This window comes from Halorhabdus sp. CUG00001 (assembly GCF_009797925.1).
Lineage (GTDB): Archaea > Halobacteriota > Halobacteria > Halobacteriales > Haloarculaceae > Halorhabdus.
In genome coordinates this window covers 1,608,904-1,632,632 of the sequence record NZ_VOLB01000001.1, presented here as the reverse complement: position 1 = coordinate 1,632,632, position 23,729 = coordinate 1,608,904, and the positions used below count along the sequence as shown (strand labels likewise).

The window sequence follows — 23,729 nt, the reverse complement described above, 5'->3', positions numbered from 1 at the left end:
GAACAGGCGCGCCGAGACGTACGAAAACGATAGCCAGCATGCGATTCACAGCGAGGCCCAACACGACGCGTGGCTGTCGGTTCTGCGAGAGTGGACCGGTGAGTCAAAGCAGACCCTCGATGTCGGCTGTGATCCGGGAGTCGTCTCGTCCTCGTCGCGGGCCATTGGGACTTCGAAGAGCCCCGGGAGGAATACGAATCGATCCACGAGGGACCGAATCGATGAGTCTTCTGGAATTCGAGCACGTCGAGAAATCTTACGAGGAGGAGGACGTACTGCACGACGTCAGTTTCGCGATGGATCGCGGTGACGTCGAAGTGATCGTCGGGCCCAGCGGGGCCGGCAAGTCCACGCTATTGCGGTGTGTCAATCGCCTTACTGAGATCGACGGCGGGCGGATCGTCCTCGACGGCGATCCGATCCACGATCTCGACGTCAATGACCTCCGGCGGCGCGTCGGGATGGTGTTTCAGGATTTCAATCTCTTTGCCCACCGAACGGCGCGGGGCAACATCACCCTCGGCCTGGAGGAGGTCCTCGAGCTGGATCACGAGACGGCCGTCGAGCGCGCCGACGCCTATCTCGGTCAGGTGGGACTTTCCGATCAGGTCGATTCGTATCCCGCCGAACTCTCTGGCGGGCAGAAACAGCGCGTCGGGATCGCACGCGCGCTGGTGATGGAGCCCGAACTCATGTTGTTCGACGAGCCCACCAGCGCGCTCGATCCGGAACTCGTCGGCGAGGTACTGGACGTGATGGCCGATCTCGCCGCCGAGGGAATGACGATGCTGTCGGTCACCCACGAGATGGGCTTTGCCCGTTCGGCGGCCGACACGCTCACCGTGCTCGAAGACGGGCAAATCGTCGAGCGCGGCCGCCCGGAACAGCTGTTCGAAACGCCCGAGAACGACCGCACTGCCGAATTTCTCGGACGACTCACCGACCTCGAACAATGACTGACGGGCCAGCGGAGACGGAGGCAGATCCCGCCGCGGATCGGGGCTCTCTCGTCGAGGAGTTGCCGGCCCGCCGACGGCTCGCTTTGGGGGCGGTCGGCGTCGTCTTCTGGGGCTGGCTGTTCGTGCGCTGGGCCTATCACAACGCCGCCTTCGACGCGGCGGCCACGGGGCCCCGGACCTCGTCCGTTCGGAGGTCCCCGTCCAGGCACGCGAGGGATGGATCCCGGCCGGCCCCTTCGAGGCGGTCGCCGACGCGATCGCGAGCGTTGCCGATCCGCTTGGCCCGGCCAGCCTCCTGCTCGATTGGGTGGTCTGGCTCGCCGATCTGGCTGCGCTCGCGACGACGGCCGCTCCCGCCCTCGCCGAAGGAGCGTTCATTACGGTCTACTTGACGATCTTGTCGATCCTATTCGGGTTGGTCGTTGCGATCCCGGTCGCCGTGGCCCGCACCTACGGCGGCCTGTTCGTCCGGATGGTCGCTCTGACGTACACCGAACTCATCCGCGGGACGCCGTTGCTCGCCCAGCTGTTTTTCGTTTACTTTGCGCTTCCCCTCTCGGATGTCGCTCGCTGGGTCGGATTCACCGGGCAACCACCGATCCCACAAGCAGCGTCGGCCGTCGCCGTTGTCGGGTTCACGGTCAACTCCTCGGCCTACCAGGCTGAGTACATCCGATCGGCGCTGGAGTCGGTTGATGCCGGGCAGATGACGGCCGCGCGTGCGGTCGGCCTCTCGAAACGTGGCGCGATCCGTCACGTCGTCCTCCCACAGGGACTACGGCTCGCGATCCCGAGTTGGACAAACGAGTTCGTCTACCTCGTCAAGTACTCCTCGCTCGCGGCGTTCATCACCGTCCCGGACCTGTTCCAGCGTGCGCGGGACATCGCCTCAGAAACCTTCCAATACACTGGTATATATGTTGTCGTCGGTCTGTTCTATCTCGCGCTCGTGTTGACGACCGCGCTGGCGATGTCCCGGTTCGAAACCACGGTTTCGATCCCGGGACTCGGCCAGTCGACTGGGCGTAACTGATCGCTCGGCTCGCGTCAGGCTGCCGTCGCGTTGTAGACGACCTGCACGGATGCCGTGACGTCGACCGGCCCGCTCTCGATGGCCGTCGATGCAGCGACGTCCCCGGATGCTGTCGTCGTCATCGCTTCTTCGACGCGGTATGGGCGGACGTGTACGTCGTCTGCACTGATCGAAGCCGCCCCTTCGATCGTCAGGTCGGCGCTCTCGGCGAGGGTCTCGGCCTCGCTCCGGGCCCGCTCCATCGCGCTCTCTAAGGCGTCTTGGCGGAGTTCGTATCGACGCTGCTCTGAGACGGTAAACGAGACCCCTCGGACCCGGTTGGCACCGCTGTCCACGACGCCGTCGACTACCGCACCCACACGGGCGGGGTCTTCGAGCGTGATTTGGAAGGTGTGGACGGCTCGATACTCGACTGTGGCCGTCGTTTCGGCTCGGTCTCGCACTTCGTCGATATCGTAGCGTGCGGTTTCGATGTTGTCGTCGCTGATTCCGAGTTCCTCGAGCGTCGCTCGGAGTGCGGTGACGTTTTCGGCAACCTGGTTCCGGGCGGTCGTGGCATCGGCCGCCGTCGCAACCACACCGACATGGAGGCGCGCTCGATCGGCTTCGGCCGAAACGTCACCCGAGGCGCCGACTTCGATCTGTCGATCCGGTTGCTCGGTCTGTGCGACTGGCGAGACAGCTGTCGCCACGCCGACCGCCGCAAGGAGCATCACGGCGACGGTCGCGACCACGAGGAGTGATTTGTTGGTGTGCATCGATCCACACTTCGATCGGCGCCTACATACGCCTATCTTACGCTCAAACGGCTGTTTGAGTCATGCAGCCGTCTCGGTCGGTACGTGTCTGATTTCGGTTGCCACGTCGTCTTCGAGGAGCGTATCCAGTCGCTCGTCGATCCGGGCGGCAAGATCCGGCGGGGGGTCCGTCGGTGGACTCCCGACAGTGACGACGACCCGCTGTGGTTGCTGGAAGAACAGACCGCTCGATCGTTCGATCGAGATGTCCTGAACGGACGCCTCTGGTGTCTGGGTGACGATATCGGCGACTGCCTCGTCGATCTGCCCATCGACGGTTGCTCTCGTGTACGTATCGTAGGTGACACCTCCGAGGAACACCGACAGGACGGCGATGGCGACCGCAAGTGTCAGCACGCGCTTGAGTGTCCTCGCGCGGGCCTCATCCTCCCGGAACCAGTGGGTCGGCCGATATCCGAGATACCACAGCACTGCGAGAGCAGCTAGGTTGATCGAGAGGACGTTCACCAGCGTGAGCACGCCCGCCCCGAGGCTGACCGTCGGCAACCCCCAGGCGATTCCGATACCGACCGTTGCTGCGGGCGGAATCAACGCAACGGCGATCATGACCCCGACGAGGGCCGTCGAGACGCCCGTCGAGAGGCTCACCACGCCCGCAACACCGGCACCCAGCGCGACTACCAGCGAGAGGAAATCCGGCAGCAACCGCTCGCGGATCGCCGGGGTCGCCGTCACGTCGAATCCAGGTGGAATCAGGTAGAGGTTACGCACCAGAAAGGCGAAGACAGCAGCGCTGAGCACTGCCAGTCCCAGACCGGCGATCTGCAACCCGACCCCGCGTCGAAACAGTTCGTCGTCGTCGACGACGGTCCCGACGCTTGCAGCCATCGCCGGGCCGATCAACGGCGCGATCACCATCGAGCCGACGATCACCGCCGGCGAATCCAGCAGGAGGCCCGCGGTGGCGATCACCGCCGAGACGACCGTCAAGATGGCGTAACTCCAGGTCGCCGGCGCAAGATCACGGGCTTTCGAGGTGAGTTCCTCCCGTGCGATCCGTTCCTCGCTCTTTTCCTCGGCGTAGCGATCCTGTAATTCCTCGAATCGCCGCGAAATAACGGTGTTGGCTTCGACGACGACTGTTTGGGCCTGTTCGTCGATGCCGGCCTCACGGAGCTGTTCGAGGACGGGTTCGACGGCGTTCCTCGGCAACGGGATGTACGCGATGGCCGTATACTCCCGGCCGCTGGTCTCGTCGGTCAGGACGTACTCGACATCCTCCTCTAGGGCCTCCTCGATGGCTTCGCGCTTGCCCGCCGGGATCGTCACCTGGACGAGGCGCACACCGGTTCCGTCGGCCGGTGTGACTATATATCTGTGGTTGCTCGGAGTGAGCGGCCAGCCGGCTCTGTGCCCCGAGCCACCAGCTATTCCGGGCTCGTGACTGGACTCATCGCTCCTCGCGGATGTCTCGTCTGGCGACCCGTTCGGCCTCGTCGCGGCTCATCGTCTCCCGATGGCCGTGCTTGGACCGGGCGATCCAAAACAGCGTCAGTGGGACGCCGATCACGAGCAATCCAGGCACTACGACGAGTAGCACGCCGGCAACCATTATCCGAGGAAGACGTCGACGATATCACTCGTCCCCGCAGTGCTGTCGCGGTACAGTTCCGAGTACCCGCAGTTGGTACAGGAGACAACCGTGAAGCTGTTCGTCTGGATATCGAACAGCTTACTCAACCCGCCGCCAGTCGTCGCAATTTCGCCGACTTCGGTTCCTTCGTGTCCACACTTCGGACAGCCGCGTTCGTCGTTCGTTGCAGGGACCATATCAGCACACTGTCGTTCGCTCTCGTATAAACGCTTCTCCTGGCGACGGAAACCGAGGTGTCTTTCCTCCCCGAGTCCCGACGTGTGGTATGTTCGAGACGCGGCCGGATCGGGATGCCGAGGTCGTCCTCGTGGGACGATCGAACGTCGGGAAGTCGACGCTGATGCGCGAACTCACCGGTCACACCTTCGACACGGGCCAGCGACCCGGTGTCACGCAAAGTCCCAACCACTACGACTGGACTAGCGAGGACTTCGTTATTTCGGACCTCCCTGGCTTTGGGTACATGGAAGGCGTGCCCGATGACGTCCGCGAGCAGATCAAGACCGACGTGGTACGCTACGTCGAGCAACACGCCGACAACATCCTCGTGGGCGTGCTCGTCGTCGATGGCAAGAGCGTCATCGACATCATCGACCGCCACTCCGGCCCCGAGGAGATTCCCCACGATGTCGAACTGTTTCACTTCCTCCGGGAGGTCGGAATCCCGACCGTCGTCGCCGTCAACAAGATGGACAAGGTCGACGACCGTGAGGCGCGCCTGAATGCCCTCTGTGACCGCCTTGGCCTGCACCCGCCCTGGAAGCAATGGCAACATACTATCGCTCCGATCACCGCCAAACGTGGCTCGATCGATGCACTGACCGAGGCCGTCCGCCACCACCTCCACGAAGCCGAACGCGACGATCTGTTCAAGTTCTTCTGAAACGACCTTTTTACGTCGGTGGGTCCGCGATGCGAACCCACCTCGCAAAAAGCTCGGCCAAAAACATCCGAGCGCCTGCGGCGCTCGGCGAAACGCGCCGCGGGGCGGCGCGTATGCTCTTCGGCGAAAGTTCTCTGATTCACTCCGCCGCTTTCGGCCCGTCCTCAGCGGCCGGCAAATCCCGCGTCGCGACAATGTCGACGCCAGTGTCACAGACGTTCGCGACGATCACGTCGCCGAGTTGGATCGGGGCGTCAACCTCGACGGCCGCGATTTCGACCATCGCGTCCTCTAATTTCGGCTTGGGCATCGGTTCGGCGGATTTGACTGGCACACGCGGGAGGACGCCACCGCTGACCCGGGCGGTCGTCGGCAAGATTCGGGTCGGATTCCGATACTCCTCTTTGGCGTAATCGGCCCCTCTAGGGCAGGTGTTGCCATCGATCGACTGGATCTCGCCGTCCTCGACTCCAATGGAGACGTCACAGCCGACCGGGCAGGCGATACAGGTGATCTCGACGGTTTCAGAGCTCATCTAGATCTCCTCCTTCGGGACGACGTCGACTGTGAGACGATTCTCCGGGAGGTCCTCGAGCGCGTCGGTATCGAGATCGACCGTGATCATCTCTCCGGGTTCGGCACGACGCTCGAATTCCCGGGCCAGTTGCTCGTCGCCACTCTCGACGGTGATGAAGACCTCGTCCATCGGCGCGTAGACCCGCAAATAGAGTGGGAGTTCCTCGCGCTCGTCGTCGACCTTGCTGATCCGTTCGGGGACGACGTAGCTCACCGCGCCCGTGGATTCGATCTCGATTGGCTCCTCGCGGACCTCGATGTCACCCTGAAGCTGCTTGGCGACCGATCGTCCGGCGATCATACTCTCCTCGGTCACCCAGTCGACCAGATCGTGGACGTGCAGGACGTTCCCGCAGGCGTAGATATCATCGACGCTGGTCTCGCGGCCGTCGTCGACGACTGGACCGCCAGTGACGGGGTGCATGTCCACGCCAGCACCCTCCGAGAGCTCGTTCTCGGGGATCAGACCGACCGACAGCAATACGGTATTACACTCGATGTCGTACTCGGTGCCGTCGATTGGCTCGAAGTCGTCGTCGACTTCCTGGACGGTGACGCCTTCGACCCGTTCGTCGCCGTAGATCTCGGTGATGGTCTGTTGAGTCCGCAGTGGAATGTCGAAGTCTTCGAGACACTGGACGACGTTGCGCGTCAGCCCGCCGGTGTAGGGCAGGATCTCCAGGACGGCCTCGACGTCGGCTCCCTCAAGGTACATCCGCCGGGCCATGATGAGGCCGATGTCACCCGAGCCGAGGATGACCGCCTTCTCGCCGGGCATCTTCCCCTCCATGTTGATGTAGCGCTGGGCGGTCCCGGCGCTGAAGACGCCGGCCGGACGGTCCCCCGGAATATCGAGCGCCTCCCGGGTTCGTTCGCGACAACCCATCGCCAGCACGACGGCCTCGGCGTCGATCTCGGTCAGGCCGTCGGCCTCGCTGACGGCGTAGACGGTCTTCTCGTCGGTCACCTCCTGGACCATCGTGTTCAGCCGGATGTCGACGCCGCGCTCGGCGACGTTCTCGATGAACGCCTGGGCGTATTCGGGCCCGGTCAACTCCTCGTCGAAGTAGTGCAACCCGAAGCCATTGTGGATGCACTGCTGGAGGATGCCACCGAGTTCGAAGTCCCGTTCGAGGATCACGATGTCGTCGACCCCGTGATCGTAGGCTTCCTGGGCGGCCGCCAGGCCAGCCGGCCCACCGCCGACGACCACGAGATCGTGTTCCTCACGTCGGATCGCACGTTCGGCCGCGGCGGCCGACTGGGTTGATTCGATGGCCTCGGCCTCGGTTTCAGTCATCCGCGCTCACCTCCTCGCCGCTCTCGGCCAGCAGTAGTTCTTTGGTCTCGCCGATCAGCAGTTCCGAGCCGTCGTCTTCGAGTTTGATCTCGGTTTCCTCGACGCCGCGTTCCTCGGCGAGGATCTCGACGACACGGGGTTGACAGAAGCCACCCTGACAGCGCCCGGCCCCGGGCCGGACCCGTCGCTTGACGGCGTTGATCGTTCGCGCACCGACCGGTTCGTTGATCGCATCCCGGATTTCGCCCTCCGTCACCGACTCACACCGACAGATGATCTGTCCGTACGCGGGGTCCTCTTCGATCAAGGCCGCGTGTTCGGCATGACTCATGTGCCTGACTTTCGGTGGCCCCGAATAGTGGGGATCGAAGGTCGGGTCTTCTGTGAGGTCGCCACGGAGGTCTCCAACGAGGTCCGCGACGTATTCAGCGATCGCCGGCGCAGAGGCTAGTCCCGGCGACTGGATGCCGGCGGCGTTGATGAAGCCGGGGTCCTCGCGTTCGATCTGAATCCGGAAGTCGCCGGTTTCCTTGATCGCCGGGCGCAGGCCCGCAAACTCCCGGATGACGTCGTCTTTCGAGAGGTCGGGGACGGTCTTTTGGGCGCCCGACAGAACCTCGTCTAAGCCCTCGCGAGTCGTAGCTTTGTCCGTCGGCTCCGTGACCTCCTCGGCGTTGGGGCCGATCATCACGTTGCCCTCGTCGGTCGGCGTGACGACGATGCCTTTGCTGACTTCCGAGGGGACGGGGAAGACCGTCCGCTGGACGTCGACGTCCATCTTCTTGTCGTAGAGATAGTACTCGCCCCGCCGTGGGGTTATTTCGAAGTCATCGACGCCGACCATCGCCGAGACTCGATCGGCGTACAGCCCTGCGGCGTTGATCACGACGTCGGCCTCGATGTCGCCGTTGACTGTCTCGACGCGGAAGGTGTCGCCAGTCTCCGTGACGTCGGTCACTTCGGCGTTCAGTTCGACTGTTGTGCCGTTCTGGACGGCGTTGTTGGCGAAGGCGGCCGTGAGTTCGAAGGGGTTGACGATACCCGCCGTGGGTGCCCACAGCGCGGCGATGGCGTCGTCGTGCAGCGTCGGCTCCAACTCGTGGAGTTGCTCGCCCTCGACGATTTCGAGGTCTTCGATGCCGTTGTCCCGGCCCTTTTGTAGCAGTGACTGGAGTTTCGGCCGTTCGGATTCCTCGGTGGCGACGACGAGTGCGCCGCGCCACTCGATTGGCACGTCGAGTTCGTGTTGAATCCGCTCGTGATACAGCTCGTTTCCCCTGACGTTGAGTCGGCCCTTCAACTTCTCCGGGTCCGCGTTGAACCCGGCGTGCAACAGTGCCGTATTTGCTTTGCTCGTGCCGGTACAGACATCCGGGGCAGCTTCGAGCAACACGACGTCGACCGTATACTGGGATAGCTCACGGGCGATGGCCGTCCCGATGACGCCACCACCGATGACTACCACGTCCGTTGCTGCGTGCATAGTGAATCTCTTGGCCCGATCGGTTACGTGTCTGCCTCCGGTCCGGGCGGTGACCGGTGTGTGATCTCCGGTCTAGAATTCGTCGCGACGCTATTTATTCGTTGGCAGGATTATCCGGTTCTCGGGACCATCCGACTCTCTCGTCGGATCGCCCACGGGGACGCCCGCCCGATCGGATAGTGCCCGTCCGATCTTGTCGTGGTCGCTGTCCCGTCGACGACCGCTCGATATACACGCAACTGGATGATGGCGACCGCAACTCCAGAACACGCAGGCGGCTCAGTTAGGCGACGTTGAATCCCTTCTCACGGAGGAAATCCTCGACGCGCCCGGTGTGGTTGCCCTGGAGTTCGATCTGGTCGTCCTCGATAGTTCCCCCACAGGCGAACTTGGACTTGAGATCCGAGGACAGACTGTCCATGTCGACGTCGTTGGGATCGAACCCTTCGATGATCGTTACCTCTTTCCCGTAACGGCGCTCGTCGATGCGGATGTTGATTTCCTGGGATTCTTTGGCGACGTCTTCGCAGACGCAAAGTTCCTCAGGAAGCCCACACGTCGAGCAGACTTCCGACATTACAGTCCGGAGTTGGGAAGCTTCATATTAAACACTGTCGGGACGTACCACGGTGCTGGGCAGACGTCACCGACGCCACTCGATTGCTGGTCGTCGAGATCGGTGGGGCTGACGGCCGATGGCGCACGTCACCGATCCAGCCAACACTGTCTCACTCAGTGACGATATCGTCGACCAGTTCGACTGCTTCCTCGGCCAGCGCGTCGTCGATCTCGCCACCGTACCGGACCCGCTCACGGAGCGCTGCGACACGGCGGACGCGTTCGCTCGCGTCGATGGCCGTCAGATACGCCCGAACGGTTTCCCCGGTCCGTCGCTCGCGGTACTCGCGTGCCAGCACGTACTCCAGACGCTCGAAGGCGCGTTCGACGTCCGTTGTGGGATCGGTCCGCGGTTGAAAGCGGAGCCACAGCGCCCGGTAGGCGCGCTGTGTCACGCTACTCCGCCGGGCCATCCCCGCGACGCCGATCACGGCGAGTGCGCCAAGCGCCGTCTGTTCGGCGGTGGGTATCTCAAACGGTATGCCGGCCGTCTCGTCGTCATCGTCGCTACCGTCCCGTGGGGCCGTCTGCGTCTGTCCGCCAGTGTCGACCGTCACGGTATTCCCCCGTCCCGGGCCGCCTGGCGGCGTTGGAATGTCGAAATCGGGCGGGAGATTCGATTCAGTGCCGTTTTGCTCGATCGGTGTTGGCGTCGGTGTCGGCGTGGGCGTCCACTCGCCGTCGTCGCTGCCCGCCGTATCGACGTTCGAGGCGTTGTTCTGGCGTGCTGTCTCGAGCGTCCCCTGCTCTGCCTCCTCGCGTGGGGCTGCCGGCGTCGGGTCGAAACGAACCCAGCCGACATCCGGGACGTACATCTCGGTCCATGCATGGGCGTTCTGGCCCCGGACGACCCACTCGTTTTGCTCGACGCGCTGGCCCGAGGTGTACCCCACGACCATTCTGGCGGGGATGCCTTGACTGCGGAGCATGACAGTCATCGTCGTCGCGTAGTAGGTACAGTAGCCTCGTTCCATCTCGAAGAGGAACGCGTCGGCGATCGAGCCGGATGGCTTCGAGACGTTCAGCGAGTATGCCCGGTTGCGTTCGAGCCACTGCTCGATCACGCGGGCCGTATCGTAGGGATTGTCAGCGTTTCCAGTGAGTCGGTCCGTCCGATCGACGACTCGCTCCGGGGTACTATCGGGCAACTGCAAGTACATCTCCTCGACGGTCTGTGGGTACGATCGGCCAGCGGTCCGGAGTTCACGGAGGGTTGCGACCGGTATCGCACTCTCGACCCGGTAGGTTTCGTTGGCTGTGAGTGCTCGCTCGGGCTGGAGACCACCCAGACGCGTCACGCGGGCCGCGGATGCGGCCGGCCCATCGACGGCCGTTGGCCGCCAGACAGCCGGCATCGCTCGTGTCTGGCTCACCACCGTATACGTCTGGGAAACACTTCGATTCCGGCCCGGAACGTCGCTGAGACGGCGATCGAGCGGCCCCGTGTTCCCACGTCTGACCCAGCCATCGCCCGTATACACGTTGAACGCATTGACCCGCCAGTACTCTGGGCTGTCACCCTCGACTCGAAAGCGGACCTTGGGTGACAGCTCCAGGCTGCCGGCGATCGACAGCGAGTTGTCGACGTTCAGGAGGTTCCCTTCGAGGGTGCCCGCGCTCGCGTCTCCGCCACCGGCAGGGCTCTGGAGACCGGTATCCGGCGAGAACGTGTAGGCCAGCCCTGTCGGAACGACGGTGACTGTGGCCGACACGATGATCGCCAGTGCGATGACGGTCCCAACGACATCTGCGTCCCCGACGCTACCGCCGAATCGATCGAGGTCACCGAGACCGACCAGTGCAACGACGCCGACGACACCAAGCAGCGTGAGTGTCGGTGCAGCGTCGCCAGTCAGGACGAAAAACGTGAGTGTTCCGCCGCCGACGACCGCACTCGCGACGTAGCGTCGGCGGACGGCGAGATACCACGTGAGAAACACGGGCGCAGGCGTCACGGCGAGGACCCAGGCTTCGAGGTTGACGATTCCCAGCACGGACTGGCCGGTCAGTAGCGCTATCGTGTAGCGGACGTGGGGCCACGGGTCGAGTGAACCGGTGCCAAGCTGGGTGAGATACCAGCCCATCCCGACCGAAAACAGGCCAACCGCGAGCCCGACTGCGTGTCTGAGACGAAGATACCTGGCCAATAGTGTCGCCCCACCAAGTGCTAGCACGACACTCACCAGAACCGTCCCGGGATCGCTGATCACGTCGATCACGTGATAGAGCACGCCGACGAACGAACTGATGACGACGAGTCCAGCAGCGAGGGCGATCAGTCGAACTGGGGAACGGCCCGCTCGATCGGCGATCCTCACGTCGTCGTCACCTCCCTTTGCGCTGCCTGACTGTGACGATTCCCTAGTGGCGTTCCGCTCAGCGCTTTCCCGCGTAACTGTCCATACGACACCGAGTGGCCCTCGAAGCCGACGCGGACGCCACGCTGCTTTCCGGCGATCTGTACGTCCGCCTGCGTCCAGGCAGTCTCCGGCACGGCACCCGAATCGACCTGGGCCAGCGTGGCGAGCACTCGCTCACGATGGCGTGGACCTCGACTCGGCTGAAGCCGATCGCCGGGCAGTGTGAGCCCGACTTCCAGGCCAGCCTCGAGCAGGAAGACGGCGACGCTGGCAGCTGCGCTCGCCGTCTCGTCTATCGTCGAGTCCGTCCCACTGACTGCGATTTCGACAGTGCCCGCCGTCTCTTGGCCGGCATATTCAGTGACGACGAACTCCGGGAGCCGCTTGGCACTTGCCTTCCAGGCGATGTCCCTGAGTGGATCGCCGGGGACGTACTCCCGGAGGTGGTCGATCTCCTGACGTTCCGGCGTCCGGGCCCGGTCGATAATCTCCGTCAGGGCCGTCGAACTGGCGACGTCGTGGAGCGTCGGGTACACCAGCAGTGATGTCTCGTCTCCGCGTTCGTACGTTTCGCTGAGTAGTCCGAACGGATCACGGACGCGCACGGTCGCTGGCCCGATCTGGTAGTGACCGCGGCAAGTGAGCCCCAGTTGGTACGGTGTCTCGACGGGGATCACTCCGGTCGTGTCGGTGTCGGTTGCCGTGAGTCCATCCGGGAGGGTATCGGTTACGTGGACGAGTGTGCCTCGTGATCCGGTAACCTGGAGTGAGACTGCCCGCTGGTCGCCGGGAAAGCCAGCGCGTGGGTTCGAGCGCTCGACGCTCGGTGGGCCAGCGAGGCGAAGCTGGACGGCCCCGACGCCGATCGCGATCAGTGCCGTGACGGCAATCGCGTTCAGCGACCGGCTGCCAAACGCCCACCCCATGCCGACGGCAACGATCGCCACGCAGACTGCCGCCACGCCGCGTCGCGTCAGCTGCATCGCTCACTCGACGGCTACTGCGTCGAGTGTTTCCTCGAGCAATACCGTAGAGCCAGTGTCCTCGAAGCCGGTCTTGATGCGGTGGGGGAACACGACCTCGATCTCCGTTTGGACGTCGTCCGGGATGACGTAATCCCGCCCTTCGAGGACAGCCCGGCCTTGCGCGGCCCGGAGCAACAGGAGCGATGCCCGGGGACTCGCGCCGAGATCGGCGTGTTCGCGTGTGTACCGAGACAGCCGTGTAATGTAGTCCCGAACGGGCTTCTCGACGGTCACGTTCGCTGTTACCTCCCGGGCGCGTTCGAGGTCTTCGAGCGTCGCGACCGGTTCGAGGTCTTCGATCGGATGATCGCCGACGACCTGTTCGAGCATCGCACTCTCCTCGGCCTCGTCAGGATACCCCAACTCGAGTTTCTTCGTGAACCGGTCGAGCTCGGCCATCGGGAGGTCGTAGGTACGGTCGCGCTCGACGGTGTTTTGGGTCGCAATGACGGTAAACGGCTGGGGGACTGCGTGGGTCTCGCCGTCGGCGGTGACTTGACCTTCCTCCATGGCTTCAAGCAGCGCGGACTGGGTTTTCGGGGGCGCGCGATTGATTTCGTCACCCAGAACGACGTTGGCAAAGATCGGCCCCGGCCGGAACTCGAAAGCCTGGGTCTGCTGGTTGTAGACGCTTGCGCCCGTCACGTCGGCGGGCAGTAGATCCGGTGTGAACTGGACGCGCTTGAACGAACTGTCGAACGAGGCGGCGATCGATCGCGAGAGCATTGTTTTGCCCACGCCAGGGACGTCCTCGAGCAGGACGTGTCCGCCGGCGAACATGGCTGTGAGGATATGCTCGATGACGCCCGGGTGGCCGACGATGACGTCCTCGACGCTCTCGACGACGCGTCTCGCAGTCTCGCCCACCGCTTCGACGTCGCGATCTCGTTGTCGACCGGCGGCCGCGGGTTCTGAATCCGTCATCGCCCACCCTGTCGCCTGCCCACCGTGCACTTGTCTCGATACGACTGCTTGTGGCCGCCTGACTGGACAGCCCCTTCACTGGTATCGCAGGCCGCCCTTGCCGACGGCGTGATCGATTGCCGACCGTGGACGTGTCCCATGGGTACGTACACCACTTTAGGGGGGTGCCGTACTTGTGGGTCACGGTCGGGGGGATCTGGGTTCGGGCTGCTCGCTGAACTCCCCCAGCTAATCGACCGGCAAGGGCATTTTCCGGCTCGAGTCACTCGATTGGCGATGCCATCGCCCGTCGTCTTGGCGGCCAATCGACTGTTGAGACGGTCGACCGGCCTCCCGACCACTCGATCGAGACCTGATGGGTACCACTACGGATCGACGACGACCACAGGCCGGGTACGCACTGGCTTGGTGGCCAAAGCGCCGGAGCGTATTTCTCGCTGGCTGGTGACGTTGTATGCGTGACTGTCCTCGATACCCTCGACGACTTCGCCCGCCGCGACTGGGCGGCCTACGACGGCGACGGCATCGTCCGTATTGCCCTGATCGGGGCCGGCTGGTTCACCCGTGAGTGGGCCTTGCCCGGCTTCGAGCGGGCCGCCCACACCGACCCGACGGTCGTCGTCGATACGCGCCCCGAGCGGGCCGATCGCCTCGCCGACGAGTACGGATTGACGTCGCTCACACCCGAGCAGTTCCACGACGGCACGGCCCGGGCCGAGTACGACGCGGTGTACGTCTGTACGCCCAACGCCACCCACTTGGCATACGTCGAACGAGCGGCGGGCTTCGGGAAAGACATCCTCTGTGAGAAACCGATGGAAGCGAACCGCGACCGGGCGGCCCCACTCGTCGAGACTGCCGCGGCGGCCGGCGTGACGCTGATGATCGGCTACCGGATGCACACCGATCCCGTCGTCCGGCGTGCCAGAGAGCTGATCGACGGGGGCGCGATCGGCGAGGTCGTCCAGATCCACGGAAACATGTCCCAGCGGATGCTCGCCGAACTTGAGGGCGACCCGGCCGACCAGTGGCGACTCGATCCCGACCTGGCTGGCGGCGGCGCGATGATGGACATCGGTATCTACCCGCTGAACACGACGCGATTCCTGCTTTCGGCCGACCCAGTTCGTGTTTCAGCCTCGACTGCCGCCGTCCACGACGCCTTCGATGCCGTCGAGGAACAGGTCGCCGTCCGGGCGACCTTCGAGGGCGAGGTGCCCGTCGTCTTTACTGCCAGCCACGCCGCCTACCACGACAGTTTCCTCCGGGTCACGGGAACGGAGGGTGTGATCGTCCTCGATCCGGCCTTCTTCGAGCGGGAGGACCGCGATATGGCGGTTCGGATCGACGGCGAGGGAGTCGACGTCGACGTCACCAACGTCCACCAACTCGAAGAAGAATTCGCGTACTTCGCGGACTGTTTGCTATCCGGGCGTGAGCCGTACCCCGACGGCGAGCACGGTCTCGTCGATATGCGGGCGATCGAGGCGATCTACGAGTCGGCCCAGACGGGCGAAACGGTCAGAATCGAGAACGCCGTGGTTTGATTGACGGGCAAGTCACCTGTCGGTCGAGGTATGTCTCGTTCATCCTCCCTCATTGTTTCTCCCCGTCTTTCGAGGCATCTCGTTTATCCGATTGCCGATTCTTGTGGAGTGTTATACCGATAGATTGTCCGTGGGTGAGTTCGGCTTCGAGCGATTCGTGTTCCAAGCGAAGGAGTATCACATCGTCCCCAGCATCGACCACCGTCGCACGGGTCCGGGTTCCAGTCACTTCGTTCTCGATCCGATCCAGGCGGTCGATAATTTTATCCAATGACGGAGGATCTTGGGTCGAACTCTCCATTTCAGGCTCTTCGATAGGTTCAGCCATACTGTCAGAACCGTCTGATTCGTCCTCGGCTACCGAATCCGACGGTTCTCCGTCCGTGATAGCAGTGTCGTCGGTTGCGTTCGTGTCGCTTTCGAACGATTGCTGGGCCTCTGTCAGCGCACCACCGATTCTTCCGTCCTCCGTGAGCCGTTCCATGTCAATCCCTTCCGCTTCAAGGTCGATATCGTCGTGACGATCGACGGTCGGCAACGGAACGTCGGCGTTGTCGAACGATCGTCCGATGTTCGATCCGTTGTCCCGGTACAATCTGGATCGGACGCGTCTCCGGGTGGCATCCGTAACCCACGGCGGCCCGGTCCATTCGTCCTTATCGTATAGCGTATACTGCTTACGGTCGTCTGTCGCCCAGACGAAACTATCGTACTTGTCCTTGTATCGGTCGGCACTGTGGCCGCGTTGGTGGGTAACGACGACGTGGATCGGTGCGAAATCCTCGACGACCGCATCGATCGTTTCTTCGCTCGGATGATTGCTTAGCTCGTAGGCGTCGACGGTGCAGACAGCCGACCGTTCCGGTTCGAATGCACCGCTGGTCACCTGTACGAGCGTCGCGCCCTCGTCGTCCTCGATGGCCTCGAACAGTCGCTCGCTGCTTCCGGAAACGGGAACCTCCGGCCCAGCAATCGTAACTCGCCCTGGTCCGAGGACCGCTTCGGTGTCCTCGAAGGTCGGCACGGATTCGACAGCCGGATGGTCGTACCCCAAGGCGTCCCAGAGCGTCCCAACGCGGCCGGTAACCGTGACAGGAATAGCCGTCTCGGTGGTGTCTCCGATGTGCGATAAGAGATATGCGAGGTGGACCCCGTTCGATCCACTGGCTGTGGTTAGCACTGTGGATCCAGCAGTCGATCGTTCGACGATAGCCCTAACCGCGCTGGTCAACTGGTCCCGGAAGGTCGAATTCGTCGCTGCCGTGAGGAACACTGCGTCGACGGGCAGATCGGTCTGGATTCCTGGATAGCCGGCTGCCCTGCGCCTGGTGAAATCGCCCGTCGCGAGTAGGTGGTACCGGTCGTTCCCGTCGGAAAACTGGACGACGAACCCGCTGGCACCTGGCGCATGCCCGGCTGGTACCGGATGGAGACGGATGTCGCTCGTGATCCTCGTCCAATCCGTGATCGGCTCGAGGGCCTCCCGAACGTCGTCTGGGGCCCCGATATCGGCGTGTTCGGCCTCGGTGTCAAGCCGCGTCGTGATTGCCCGTGCAGTTTCTGGCGTGGCATAGATCGACGCTCCGTCACGGAGATTCGATCCCAGCGTCCGATAGTGGTCGAGATGAGCGTGCGTCAAACAGATTGCAGAGAGGTACTCGTCTTCGGCGAGGATGTCGTCTACGTCGACATTGTCACCAGCATCCACGAGGATACACGTTCTCTGATCGTGGATCTTATCGTAGAACCTGAGAAGGAATGATTCCCGACCGTTGTTTGGATTCGCGTGTTGATAGTTGACCTGCATTGGTTAGTCAAAGACAATTTCGAGACGGTAGGACGATATACCTTGTGCTCAGCCCGGTTGGGAAACTGTCTTCGTACAGATCAACGATGAGCTGGATGAACTGGTGAGCGTTGTGTGCCGTCACTCCTCCTAGCCTCGGGGACGAGCACAACCGTTAGGATCTCCCAATGCAAAACGAGGGCGTGGACGACGTTCTCGACTGGCTCCGAAGTCGGCCCTACTACGAGGGACAGATCGCCGACGAGCGGACGCTCCCGGGACGCGAGGCGGTCTACGGCGATCTCGCGGTCCCCGATCGCCTCGCCTCGACCCTGGAAGGGGCGGGGATCGAGGATTTCTACCGTCACCAGACCGAGGCGATCGAAGCGGTCCGGGCAGGTGAGAACGTCGTTCTGGCGTCGCCGACCGCAAGCGGCAAGAGCCTCGCTTACACCGTCCCGGCCTTCGAGCGGGCGATGGACCGCACGGCGACGACGCTGTACATCGCCCCGCAGGTTGCGCTGATCAACGATCAGGCCGAGACACTCTCGGAGCTGGCTCACGGCCTGGGCTTTGGCTCGCGCGTGACCGTCGATCGCTATACGGGACACCTCTCTCGTTCGGAGAAAGAGACCGTTCGCGAGCGCCAGCCCACGGTCTTGCTGACGACGCCGGACATGCTCCACTACGGGATCATGCCCCACGCCCATCGTCTCTGGGAGTGGTTCTTCCAGCGTCTGGAGACGATCGTCATCGACGAAGTACACGCCTATCGGGGCGTCTTCGGCAGTCACGTCTCGCTGGTCATGCGGCGGCTCAACAGGCTCGCGGAACGATTCGACGCCGACCCGCAGTACGTCTGCTGTTCGGCGACGATCGGCAATCCGGTCGATCACGCCGCGACCGTGACGAACCAGCCGGCAGCGTCGTATCGGCTCATCGACGACGACGACAGCGCGACCGGCCCACGCCACTGGCTGGTCTGGAATCCACCCGAGAAACGCGGCGGTGGCGGCCAGGGGCGACGCAAGTCCCAGCACGTCGAGACCAAGCGGCTGTTCGCCGATCTCGTCCAGCGCGGCCTTCAGACGGCCGTGTTCACCGGCTCCCGGCAGGTCGCCGAACGCTACGCCACCGAGAGTGCCGACGCACTCCGGGAACGCGGCGAGGGAAAACTGGCGACGGAGATCGCCGCCTACCAGGCCGCACTGACCGACGACCGGCGACGCGAACTGGAGACGGGGCTGCACGACGGTTCGATCCGTGGCGTCTGGAGCACGAACGCCCTGGAGCTGGGCGTCGACGTCGGTGGCCTCGATGCTGTCTTACTGGATGGGTATCCGGGAACGCGCATGGAGACCTTCCAGCGAGCGGGACGGGCGGGGCGTGGCGACGATCCCGCACTGGTCGCACTCGTGACCGGTGAGGATCAACTCGACCAGTACGTCGCCCGCCACCCCGAGGCGCTGTTCGATCGCGACCCCGAGCAAGCGCTCACCAACCCCGACAACGAGCAGATTCTCCCCGATCACGTCCGGTCGGCCGCCCGCGAGAACTGGCTCTCGCCGGGCGACGATCGACACTTCGGGACGTCGTTCCCGGACGTGGTGGCCGATCTGGAGAGCGCGGGCGATCTCGAACGCCGAGCGACCGAGGCGGGGACACGCTGGCTCTACGACGGCGGGGCCAGTCCCCAACACGAGACGAGTCTCCGGACGGCCGACGACCGGGAGATCCGCCTGCGCGAGCGTGGGGCAGACGACGTGATCGCCACACTTCCGTTCGGCGACGCGTTGCGGGACGCCCATCCGGGGGCGATCTACCACCACCAGGGGACCTCCTACGAGGTCGTGGATCTGGACCTGGATCACGACGTGGCAACCTTGTCCCGGACGTACGCCAACCAGTACACGCGCGTGCGCCACGAGAAGACGATCACCGTCGAGGAAGACCTGCAGGAGAAACCGTTCCCGGGGCGTCCAGACGTCCCGGTCCGGTTTGCGGACGTGACCATGCGCAAGCAGATTACCGGATTCGAACGCCACGACGCCAGCAGCGGCGAGGTCATCGGGCGCGAACCGCTCTCCGTGCCCGAGACGACCCTCCGGACGCGAGCGCTGTACTACGCCCTGCCCCCCGACTTGGAACAGACATTGCGAGCGAACGGTGACTTCCCTGGCGGGATCCACGCCGCCGAGCATGCCATGATCGCTACGATGCCCCTCTCATTTCTGTGTGATCGCCGGGACATCGGTGGCCTCTCGACCCCCCATCACCCTCACACCGACCGGAGTACGATCTTCATCTACGACGGCTATCCCGGGGGCGTGGGAATTGCCCGGGCCGGTTACGAGTCCATCGGCGACTTGGCGGCGACGACGCAGGAACTCGTCGCCGACTGTGACTGTGCGGAGGGGTGTCCGGCGTGTGTCCAGTCGCCCCACTGTGGGAACGCCAACGACCCACTCGATAAGCACCTCGCGATCGAGCTGCTCGCTTCGCTGCTGGAACACGGCTGATCGTGTGGGGAAGCTATAGTTCCAAGTGGCTGGCTCTCGAAGCTCGTGGTATGTCACAAGGTAACGCACGAAAGGACGTCGAGTGTCGCTGTACGCGCTGTCAGTACAACAACAACGGGAGCTGTGGCTATCAGGGGCGCATCCTGATCAACCAGAACGGCGAGTGTGAGGTGATGGAGACCGGCTTTGGCGGCGATCGTGGTCCGTTCGGATAGGCCGTACAATCGAGTGAAACGTAGCTTGAGAGACCATGCAATATCGTTTCGGCTGCGTGGGACGATAGCGTACGTGCTGGAGACGGACGCTCGATACGGGTGTCCACCGCAACTCCGAACGGGCGGCCCTCCTCACCCCACCGCTGGACAGTTTCTGACTGTTCAGCCCACCACCAAGCCGCTGTCCCGCTGTCGTCTGTCGCCCAAAGCGGGTCTCCAGCGTTTTCTTCCCCGAGTGAGTCCTCACCCTTCGGTCTCGGCGGCTAACAGTGTATTGTCGACGAGTGTCGCGATGCCCCGGCGGAGCCGCTCGGTGGTCGCCTGGTCGGAGATATCGAATTCTCCCGCGAGTTCTTTCGTCGATATCTCCCGTGGGAGCGAATAGTAGCCCGACTCGACCGCATGCGTGAGGGTTTCTCGCTGTACTGCCGTCAATCCGTACCACGGTCCGGCGTCGGGTTTCGTCGGATTGTATATCTTCTCGATAGAGACCGGGATCTCCCGGTCGAGGTAATACTCCTGGAATCCGGACAGCGCATCGTGGGACGGAAACCTGAGTTCGATCGCCCACCGATCGGCACTCCCGGTCGCGCCGAGCAGTGCCGCACCCATCTCCGTCATCGTCTGGAACAGCGACTCCGCAGGCGGCTCCCACTCTAGGGCGTACAGCGTTTCCGCGTCGTGGGTGTTGACTAGTTGCATGCTGCCAACGGACGGATGGTCCTGAACCATCTGCTCGAAGCCCTCTTTAGCCCCGTCAGTCAGCCGGACGAACGGCGTTGGCCGCCCCCCCAGTGGTACCATCGTCTCGAGCGTGACCTGGGTGCCGCCTTCGACGTTGAGTATCTGCCCCAGTTCGAAGGCGTCGGAGGGAATCGTCAACTCCACGATGACGCTCATGACATAGTTTGCCGTTCAGCGCCGACGGGGTTAAAAGCTCGCCGCACCCGAATGCCGGACTGCTCGGGAGCCATGATGTACCATGCTTTCCGATACTCCTATCCCCACTGGATCCGTATCTATGACACAGAGGTACACAATTGCGATCCCACCCATTTTTCGTCTCCAGTGACGGCTCGGTTGCGTCTGCCCCACATCCGATAGTCAGTCCGGGGGCAGTTATCAGGTGCCAAGCATGACATCGTTTCCCGTCGACGACGAGCTGAGCGATATCGAGGATTTCGAACAGGTGCTTGGGCAGATGCTCCGTACGGCTCTCGAAGGCGATGTCGACCCACGTGGCTCGTGGGTCTACCGCACCGGCGATGGTGGCCCGGATTTCGAAGTGCTGGTGCACGAACTACAAAGCCACGACGATGCGGACTGACTCGCCAGCACGGCGACCGCAAGCGCCGACTCACTTTTCCACTCGCTGCACGTCGCGGGGGACTTGACTGGCATGGTATATCAACCCAAGATACTATTTTAGTAGCAGATCGTTCCTCAATAGGGGACTCACTCGTGGGAAAGACGGCACCATCTCGGACGACGGGCCTGGGGGCGGACGTGGCTCGTCACCTGCTCGGCAGTCTCTCCTCTCATGCGGTGTTCATGCTCGACAGTGAGGGGACGATAACTGCCTGGCCCGGTCCCGCTGTAGGGCAGTACGGCTACGACGCCGAGACTATCGTCGGCGAGCACGTGAGCGAGCTGTTCGCCGAACGGGGCGAGTCCGATACTGACGACGCGGCAACGATCATCCCTGCGGAGCCAATTGACGGGAGTCTCGAAGTCGAACGCTGGCACGAGCGGGCCAACGGGACTGTCTTCTGGGGGACGTTGACGATCTCACCACTGGTAGGACCGGACGCCGATGGGTTCGCGGCGATCAGCCAAGACGAGACGGCCACAAAAGAGTACGAGCGGATGCTCGAACGCCAGAACGACCGTCTCAAGGAGTTTACGGACATTCTCGCACACGATCTCCGCAACCCACTGGAGGTCATCGACGGACGCTTACGGCTCTACGCGGAGACGGGCGACGAGGCACACATCGAAACGATCGACGAGACGACCGACCGGATGGCCCGGCTCGTCGACGATCTTCTCCGTGTCGCCCGGCAAGGCGATGTCGTCACGGACCCGGAACCGACCGATATCGAGGCGGTCGTCGAGACCGCCTGGCAGGTCGTCGGGACATCGCCGACGGCGACGCTCGAACATCACGAGATTCCGTCGGTGAGTGCCGACGCCGACCGACTCGTCGAACTCTTCGAGAACCTGTTTCGCAACAGCGTCGAACACGGCCACCAGCGCGTAACGATCCACGTCGGGCCGCTTGAGACGGGGTTGTATGTCGAAGACGACGGACCTGGCATCCCCACGGAGCATCAGGACGAGGTTTTCGAACACGGCTTTACCACGAGTTCCGGCGGCAGCGGCTACGGACTCTCCGTCGTCCGGACGATCGCGAATGCCCACGGCTGGGACATTCGCGCGACGGACGCCGAAAGTCGCGGTGCGCGCTTCGAGATTACCGGCATCGACTTTCTAGAGTGATCGACTACCCCCGTCCACAGCTTTCTTTCCCGTCTCAAGGTATCTCCTCGAAGAGCGGCCGACCCTCGCCGATCACCGCGCCCTGGATAGCGGACTGCCGGCGGTCGGTGCCGGCTGCGCCTCAGGCGCGGCCGCCGTGGCACTCACTCCACCCACACGCCGGACAGACCACACAGCCGCCGTCTGGACGGGCGCGCTCGCTCCTACACTCCGGGACGTCACAGCGACCCCTCAACTGCGGTGAGAGACTTTCTTGCCCGTCAATCAGTCACGACGGGCGATCCCGGTTACAGACGCGGCAGTGGTAGCTGACAACCGCTGGGAACGGCGAGCGGTCCTCGATCGGTACTGTTCGTTCGGCCCGACGGACCCGACACGTGACCCCCAGGGTCTGTAGCGTCATCTTTCGCCCCTCCGGTCGAGATCCTTCTCGTCGGGACTGACCTGATCGTAGAGGCTCACCCGATCGCGGGCGAGCAGTCGATCGCCGCGGACGTCTCGGAGTTGCTGGAGACGCCGTCGGTGCGATCCATCCGCGCGCAGGTGTGACACCAGACGTGGTGGGTGGTCGGCTCCCAGGTCGTGTGGCCGTTCGGGCACCTGAAACGCCATCTGTCGGTCCGCTCCTCGATAGTGACCGTCGCAACGGCCTTGCCGTCGGGCATGTCTACTCGGGACTGACGGAGTGGCTACTCACAGATCGAAGCCTGCAGTGGAGTGAAAGTGGACCTGATCTCGAATACAGCATCGCTGCTCGCGAATTTGCTCGCAGCAAAATCATGGGCCAACGCGGATTTGAACCGCGAACCTCCCGGTTATCAGCCGAGCGCTCAACCTGATTGAGCTATTGGCCCAAGTGAGCGCATCAGGGCGTACCGGAGGGGTACCATTAAGCGTTTCTTTTCGCCGGCGCCGTCCCGCGCTCGCTTGGACTCACTCGCGTCGATCGTCGGTCGCGTCGTCGACGTCTTCAGCCGCGCCGATATCGCGCACGCCGTCCGGCCCGGCTCCAGCGGGACCACCTGGGCCGCCGGGACCGCTCGGGCCGGAAGCGCCGCCGATATTGCCGTCTCCCTCGCCCGGAAACCCGCCGACGTAGACCGATCCGGTCGCGAAGCCGCCAGTCTTGTTGTCGATGTAGGGCGTGACGACCCACTTTTTCAGCGCGACGCGGACGGGGTAGCGCGTCGGTGGGACAACGAAGATGAACCCGAGGACGTCCGTCACGAGCCCCGGCGTGAGCAGGAACGCGCCGGCGACGAGCAAGAGTGCGCCATCGAGTACTTCGTCGGTCGGCGCCTCGCCTTCGACGACTTTCCGCTGGATCTTCCGCAGCGTGTGCCGGCCCTCCGCGCGGACGAGCATGAGTCCGACCAGGCCCGTCAGGACGACCAGCGCAACCGTTTCGAGGACACCGAGGACTCCTGCCACTGCCACGAGCAACAGCATGTCCAGCAGCGGGATCAACAGCAAGACCGCGATGAGCCGGAGCATGCCCGCCCGTACCGCCCCGGGACCCAAACACTTTTCGAGGTATGTCCTACTCTGATCGGGCACTGGCGGTTCTGATCGATTCCTTCGCCGGGCTTA

General features: G+C 63.5%; 23 protein-coding genes, 1 tRNA gene and 1 pseudogene. 8 read left to right on the top strand and 17 right to left on the bottom strand.

The features are described 5' to 3' along the window. Positions 1 to 221 precede the first annotated feature (221 nt). Together FR699_RS08220 and FR699_RS08215 are read left to right on the top strand one after the other, a co-directional pair. Entirely contained in the window at positions 222 to 956 is a 735-nt protein-coding gene (locus FR699_RS08220) for an amino acid ABC transporter ATP-binding protein (protein WP_158855123.1), read from the top strand. A 310-nt stretch (positions 957 to 1,266) separates the two neighbouring features. Then, positions 1,267 to 1,992 (top strand): amino acid ABC transporter permease, encoded by a 726-nt coding sequence (locus tag FR699_RS08215; RefSeq protein ID WP_233263386.1) that lies wholly within the window; start codon positions 1,267 to 1,269, stop codon positions 1,990 to 1,992. A 14-nt stretch (positions 1,993 to 2,006) separates the two neighbouring features. On the opposite strand, the gene FR699_RS08210 is transcribed toward FR699_RS08215, so the two are convergent. The 4 genes from FR699_RS08210 to FR699_RS08200 form a co-directional block, all read right to left on the bottom strand. Further along, positions 2,007 to 2,750: an SIMPL domain-containing protein gene (locus FR699_RS08210; protein WP_158855122.1), complete on the bottom strand. Its 744-nt coding sequence runs from the start codon at positions 2,748 to 2,750 to the stop codon at positions 2,007 to 2,009. A 60-nt stretch (positions 2,751 to 2,810) separates the two neighbouring features. Next, positions 2,811 to 4,094, bottom strand: a complete 1,284-nt coding sequence (locus tag FR699_RS08205) for a TIGR00341 family protein (RefSeq protein ID WP_158855121.1) — start codon at positions 4,092 to 4,094, stop codon at positions 2,811 to 2,813. A gap of 106 nt (positions 4,095 to 4,200) precedes the next feature. Continuing rightward, complete coding sequence (locus FR699_RS13185; RefSeq protein ID WP_195837604.1) at positions 4,201 to 4,362, bottom strand: hypothetical protein; 162 nt, start codon at positions 4,360 to 4,362, stop codon at positions 4,201 to 4,203. Further along, entirely contained in the window at positions 4,362 to 4,580 is a 219-nt protein-coding gene (locus tag FR699_RS08200; RefSeq protein ID WP_154550951.1) for a zinc ribbon domain-containing protein, read from the bottom strand. Before FR699_RS08200 ends, FR699_RS13185 begins: the two co-directional genes overlap by 1 nt. An 89-nt stretch (positions 4,581 to 4,669) precedes the next feature. Between FR699_RS08200 and engB the strand changes: the two genes are divergently transcribed. Then, complete coding sequence (gene engB, locus FR699_RS08195; RefSeq protein WP_158855120.1) at positions 4,670 to 5,287, top strand: GTP-binding protein EngB; 618 nt, start codon at positions 4,670 to 4,672, stop codon at positions 5,285 to 5,287. A 139-nt stretch (positions 5,288 to 5,426) separates the two neighbouring features. Here engB and FR699_RS08190 read toward each other — a convergent pair whose 3' ends face one another. The 8 genes and pseudogenes from FR699_RS08190 to FR699_RS08160 all read right to left on the bottom strand — a co-directional run bounded on the left by FR699_RS08190 (position 5,427) and on the right by FR699_RS08160 (position 13,573). Then, positions 5,427 to 5,822 carry a DUF1667 domain-containing protein gene (locus tag FR699_RS08190; RefSeq protein WP_158855119.1) on the bottom strand — a complete coding sequence of 132 codons (396 nt, stop codon included), beginning with the start codon at positions 5,820 to 5,822 and terminating at the stop codon, positions 5,427 to 5,429. Next, the gene (locus tag FR699_RS08185; RefSeq protein ID WP_158855118.1) at positions 5,823 to 7,163 is read right to left on the bottom strand and encodes an NAD(P)/FAD-dependent oxidoreductase; all 1,341 of its coding nucleotides are present in this window, start codon (positions 7,161 to 7,163) and stop codon (positions 5,823 to 5,825) included. It lies immediately after the preceding gene. After that, positions 7,156 to 7,494, bottom strand: a complete 339-nt coding sequence (locus tag FR699_RS13410; protein WP_255470262.1) for a (2Fe-2S)-binding protein — start codon at positions 7,492 to 7,494, stop codon at positions 7,156 to 7,158. Before FR699_RS13410 ends, FR699_RS08185 begins: the two co-directional genes overlap by 8 nt. Before the next feature lie 90 nt (positions 7,495 to 7,584). Beyond that, a pseudogene (locus FR699_RS08180) lies at positions 7,585 to 8,652 on the bottom strand (NAD(P)/FAD-dependent oxidoreductase); the annotation flags it as partial. 277 nt (positions 8,653 to 8,929) lie between these two features. Continuing rightward, entirely contained in the window at positions 8,930 to 9,223 is a 294-nt protein-coding gene (yciH, locus tag FR699_RS08175) for a stress response translation initiation inhibitor YciH (protein WP_154550956.1), read from the bottom strand. A gap of 151 nt (positions 9,224 to 9,374) precedes the next feature. Beyond that, positions 9,375 to 11,582 (bottom strand): DUF3488 and transglutaminase-like domain-containing protein, encoded by a 2,208-nt coding sequence (locus tag FR699_RS08170; protein ID WP_158855116.1) that lies wholly within the window; start codon positions 11,580 to 11,582, stop codon positions 9,375 to 9,377. After that, a complete protein-coding gene (locus tag FR699_RS08165; RefSeq protein ID WP_158855115.1) occupies positions 11,579 to 12,607 on the bottom strand; it encodes a DUF58 domain-containing protein in 1,029 nt (342 codons plus the stop codon). Before FR699_RS08165 ends, FR699_RS08170 begins: the two co-directional genes overlap by 4 nt. A gap of 3 nt (positions 12,608 to 12,610) precedes the next feature. Then, positions 12,611 to 13,573 carry a MoxR family ATPase gene (locus FR699_RS08160; RefSeq protein WP_154550959.1) on the bottom strand — a complete coding sequence of 321 codons (963 nt, stop codon included), beginning with the start codon at positions 13,571 to 13,573 and terminating at the stop codon, positions 12,611 to 12,613. A gap of 458 nt (positions 13,574 to 14,031) precedes the next feature. Here FR699_RS08160 and gfo6 point away from each other — a divergent pair, with 458 nt between their 5' ends. After that, positions 14,032 to 15,120 (top strand): D-xylose 1-dehydrogenase Gfo6, encoded by a 1,089-nt coding sequence (gene gfo6, locus FR699_RS08155; RefSeq protein ID WP_158855114.1) that lies wholly within the window; start codon positions 14,032 to 14,034, stop codon positions 15,118 to 15,120. Between the two features lie 49 nt (positions 15,121 to 15,169). Here the strand turns inward: gfo6 and FR699_RS08150 are convergent, their stop codons facing one another. After that, positions 15,170 to 16,828 carry an MBL fold metallo-hydrolase gene (locus tag FR699_RS08150; protein ID WP_233263385.1) on the bottom strand — a complete coding sequence of 553 codons (1,659 nt, stop codon included), beginning with the start codon at positions 16,826 to 16,828 and terminating at the stop codon, positions 15,170 to 15,172. A 281-nt stretch (positions 16,829 to 17,109) separates the two neighbouring features. Here FR699_RS08150 and FR699_RS08145 point away from each other — a divergent pair, with 281 nt between their 5' ends. Beyond that, a complete protein-coding gene (locus FR699_RS08145) occupies positions 17,110 to 19,425 on the top strand; it encodes a DEAD/DEAH box helicase (protein WP_158855112.1) in 2,316 nt (771 codons plus the stop codon). A 50-nt stretch (positions 19,426 to 19,475) separates the two neighbouring features. Continuing rightward, entirely contained in the window at positions 19,476 to 19,640 is a 165-nt protein-coding gene (locus FR699_RS13180; protein ID WP_195837605.1) for a hypothetical protein, read from the top strand. Between the two features lie 243 nt (positions 19,641 to 19,883). On the opposite strand, the gene FR699_RS08140 is transcribed toward FR699_RS13180, so the two are convergent. Then, on the bottom strand, positions 19,884 to 20,540 hold the full coding sequence (locus tag FR699_RS08140; RefSeq protein ID WP_158855111.1) for a helix-turn-helix domain-containing protein: 657 nt from the start codon (positions 20,538 to 20,540) through the stop codon (positions 19,884 to 19,886). Positions 20,541 to 20,775: 235 nt separating this feature from the next. Between FR699_RS08140 and FR699_RS08135 the strand changes: the two genes are divergently transcribed. Together FR699_RS08135 and FR699_RS08130 are read left to right on the top strand one after the other, a co-directional pair. Continuing rightward, the gene (locus FR699_RS08135; protein WP_154550962.1) at positions 20,776 to 20,967 is read left to right on the top strand and encodes a hypothetical protein; all 192 of its coding nucleotides are present in this window, start codon (positions 20,776 to 20,778) and stop codon (positions 20,965 to 20,967) included. 119 nt (positions 20,968 to 21,086) lie between these two features. After that, on the top strand, positions 21,087 to 22,139 hold the full coding sequence (locus FR699_RS08130) for a sensor histidine kinase (RefSeq protein WP_370515568.1): 1,053 nt from the start codon (positions 21,087 to 21,089) through the stop codon (positions 22,137 to 22,139). A gap of 399 nt (positions 22,140 to 22,538) precedes the next feature. Here the strand turns inward: FR699_RS08130 and FR699_RS08125 are convergent, their stop codons facing one another. The 3 genes from FR699_RS08125 to FR699_RS08115 all read right to left on the bottom strand — a co-directional run bounded on the left by FR699_RS08125 (position 22,539) and on the right by FR699_RS08115 (position 23,633). Then, the gene (locus tag FR699_RS08125) at positions 22,539 to 22,751 is read right to left on the bottom strand and encodes a hypothetical protein (RefSeq protein ID WP_229770502.1); all 213 of its coding nucleotides are present in this window, start codon (positions 22,749 to 22,751) and stop codon (positions 22,539 to 22,541) included. Positions 22,752 to 22,919: 168 nt separating this feature from the next. Continuing rightward, positions 22,920 to 22,993 (bottom strand) — tRNA-Ile (locus FR699_RS08120). A gap of 79 nt (positions 22,994 to 23,072) precedes the next feature. Further along, the gene (locus FR699_RS08115) at positions 23,073 to 23,633 is read right to left on the bottom strand and encodes an FxsA family protein (protein ID WP_154550964.1); all 561 of its coding nucleotides are present in this window, start codon (positions 23,631 to 23,633) and stop codon (positions 23,073 to 23,075) included. Between the last annotated feature and the right edge of the window lie 96 nt (positions 23,634 to 23,729).

What these genes read in the sequence shown, in the direction of transcription:
- FR699_RS08190 (WP_158855119.1), bottom strand. Translation starts at nt 5,822, where the DNA reads ATGAGCTCTGAAACCGTCGAGATCACCTGTATCGCCTGCCCGGTCGGC.
- FR699_RS08165 (WP_158855115.1), bottom strand. Translation starts at nt 12,607, where the DNA reads ATGCAGCTGACGCGACGCGGCGTGGCGGCAGTCTGCGTGGCGATCGTT.
- FR699_RS08200 (WP_154550951.1), bottom strand. Translation starts at nt 4,580, where the DNA reads ATGGTCCCTGCAACGAACGACGAACGCGGCTGTCCGAAGTGTGGACAC.
- yciH (WP_154550956.1), bottom strand. Translation starts at nt 9,223, where the DNA reads ATGTCGGAAGTCTGCTCGACGTGTGGGCTTCCTGAGGAACTTTGCGTC.
- FR699_RS08115 (WP_154550964.1), bottom strand. Translation starts at nt 23,633, where the DNA reads ATGCTCCGGCTCATCGCGGTCTTGCTGTTGATCCCGCTGCTGGACATG.
- FR699_RS08220 (WP_158855123.1), top strand. Translation starts at nt 222, where the DNA reads ATGAGTCTTCTGGAATTCGAGCACGTCGAGAAATCTTACGAGGAGGAG.
- FR699_RS08160 (WP_154550959.1), bottom strand. Translation starts at nt 13,573, where the DNA reads ATGACGGATTCAGAACCCGCGGCCGCCGGTCGACAACGAGATCGCGAC.
- FR699_RS08210 (WP_158855122.1), bottom strand. Translation starts at nt 2,750, where the DNA reads ATGCACACCAACAAATCACTCCTCGTGGTCGCGACCGTCGCCGTGATG.
- FR699_RS13185 (WP_195837604.1), bottom strand. Translation starts at nt 4,362, where the DNA reads ATGGTTGCCGGCGTGCTACTCGTCGTAGTGCCTGGATTGCTCGTGATC.
- FR699_RS08185 (WP_158855118.1), bottom strand. Translation starts at nt 7,163, where the DNA reads ATGACTGAAACCGAGGCCGAGGCCATCGAATCAACCCAGTCGGCCGCC.
- engB (WP_158855120.1), top strand. Translation starts at nt 4,670, where the DNA reads ATGTTCGAGACGCGGCCGGATCGGGATGCCGAGGTCGTCCTCGTGGGA.
- FR699_RS13410 (WP_255470262.1), bottom strand. Translation starts at nt 7,494, where the DNA reads ATGAGTCATGCCGAACACGCGGCCTTGATCGAAGAGGACCCCGCGTAC.
- FR699_RS08125 (WP_229770502.1), bottom strand. Translation starts at nt 22,751, where the DNA reads ATGGCGTTTCAGGTGCCCGAACGGCCACACGACCTGGGAGCCGACCAC.
- FR699_RS08140 (WP_158855111.1), bottom strand. Translation starts at nt 20,540, where the DNA reads ATGAGCGTCATCGTGGAGTTGACGATTCCCTCCGACGCCTTCGAACTG.
- FR699_RS13180 (WP_195837605.1), top strand. Translation starts at nt 19,476, where the DNA reads ATGTCACAAGGTAACGCACGAAAGGACGTCGAGTGTCGCTGTACGCGC.
- FR699_RS08135 (WP_154550962.1), top strand. Translation starts at nt 20,776, where the DNA reads ATGACATCGTTTCCCGTCGACGACGAGCTGAGCGATATCGAGGATTTC.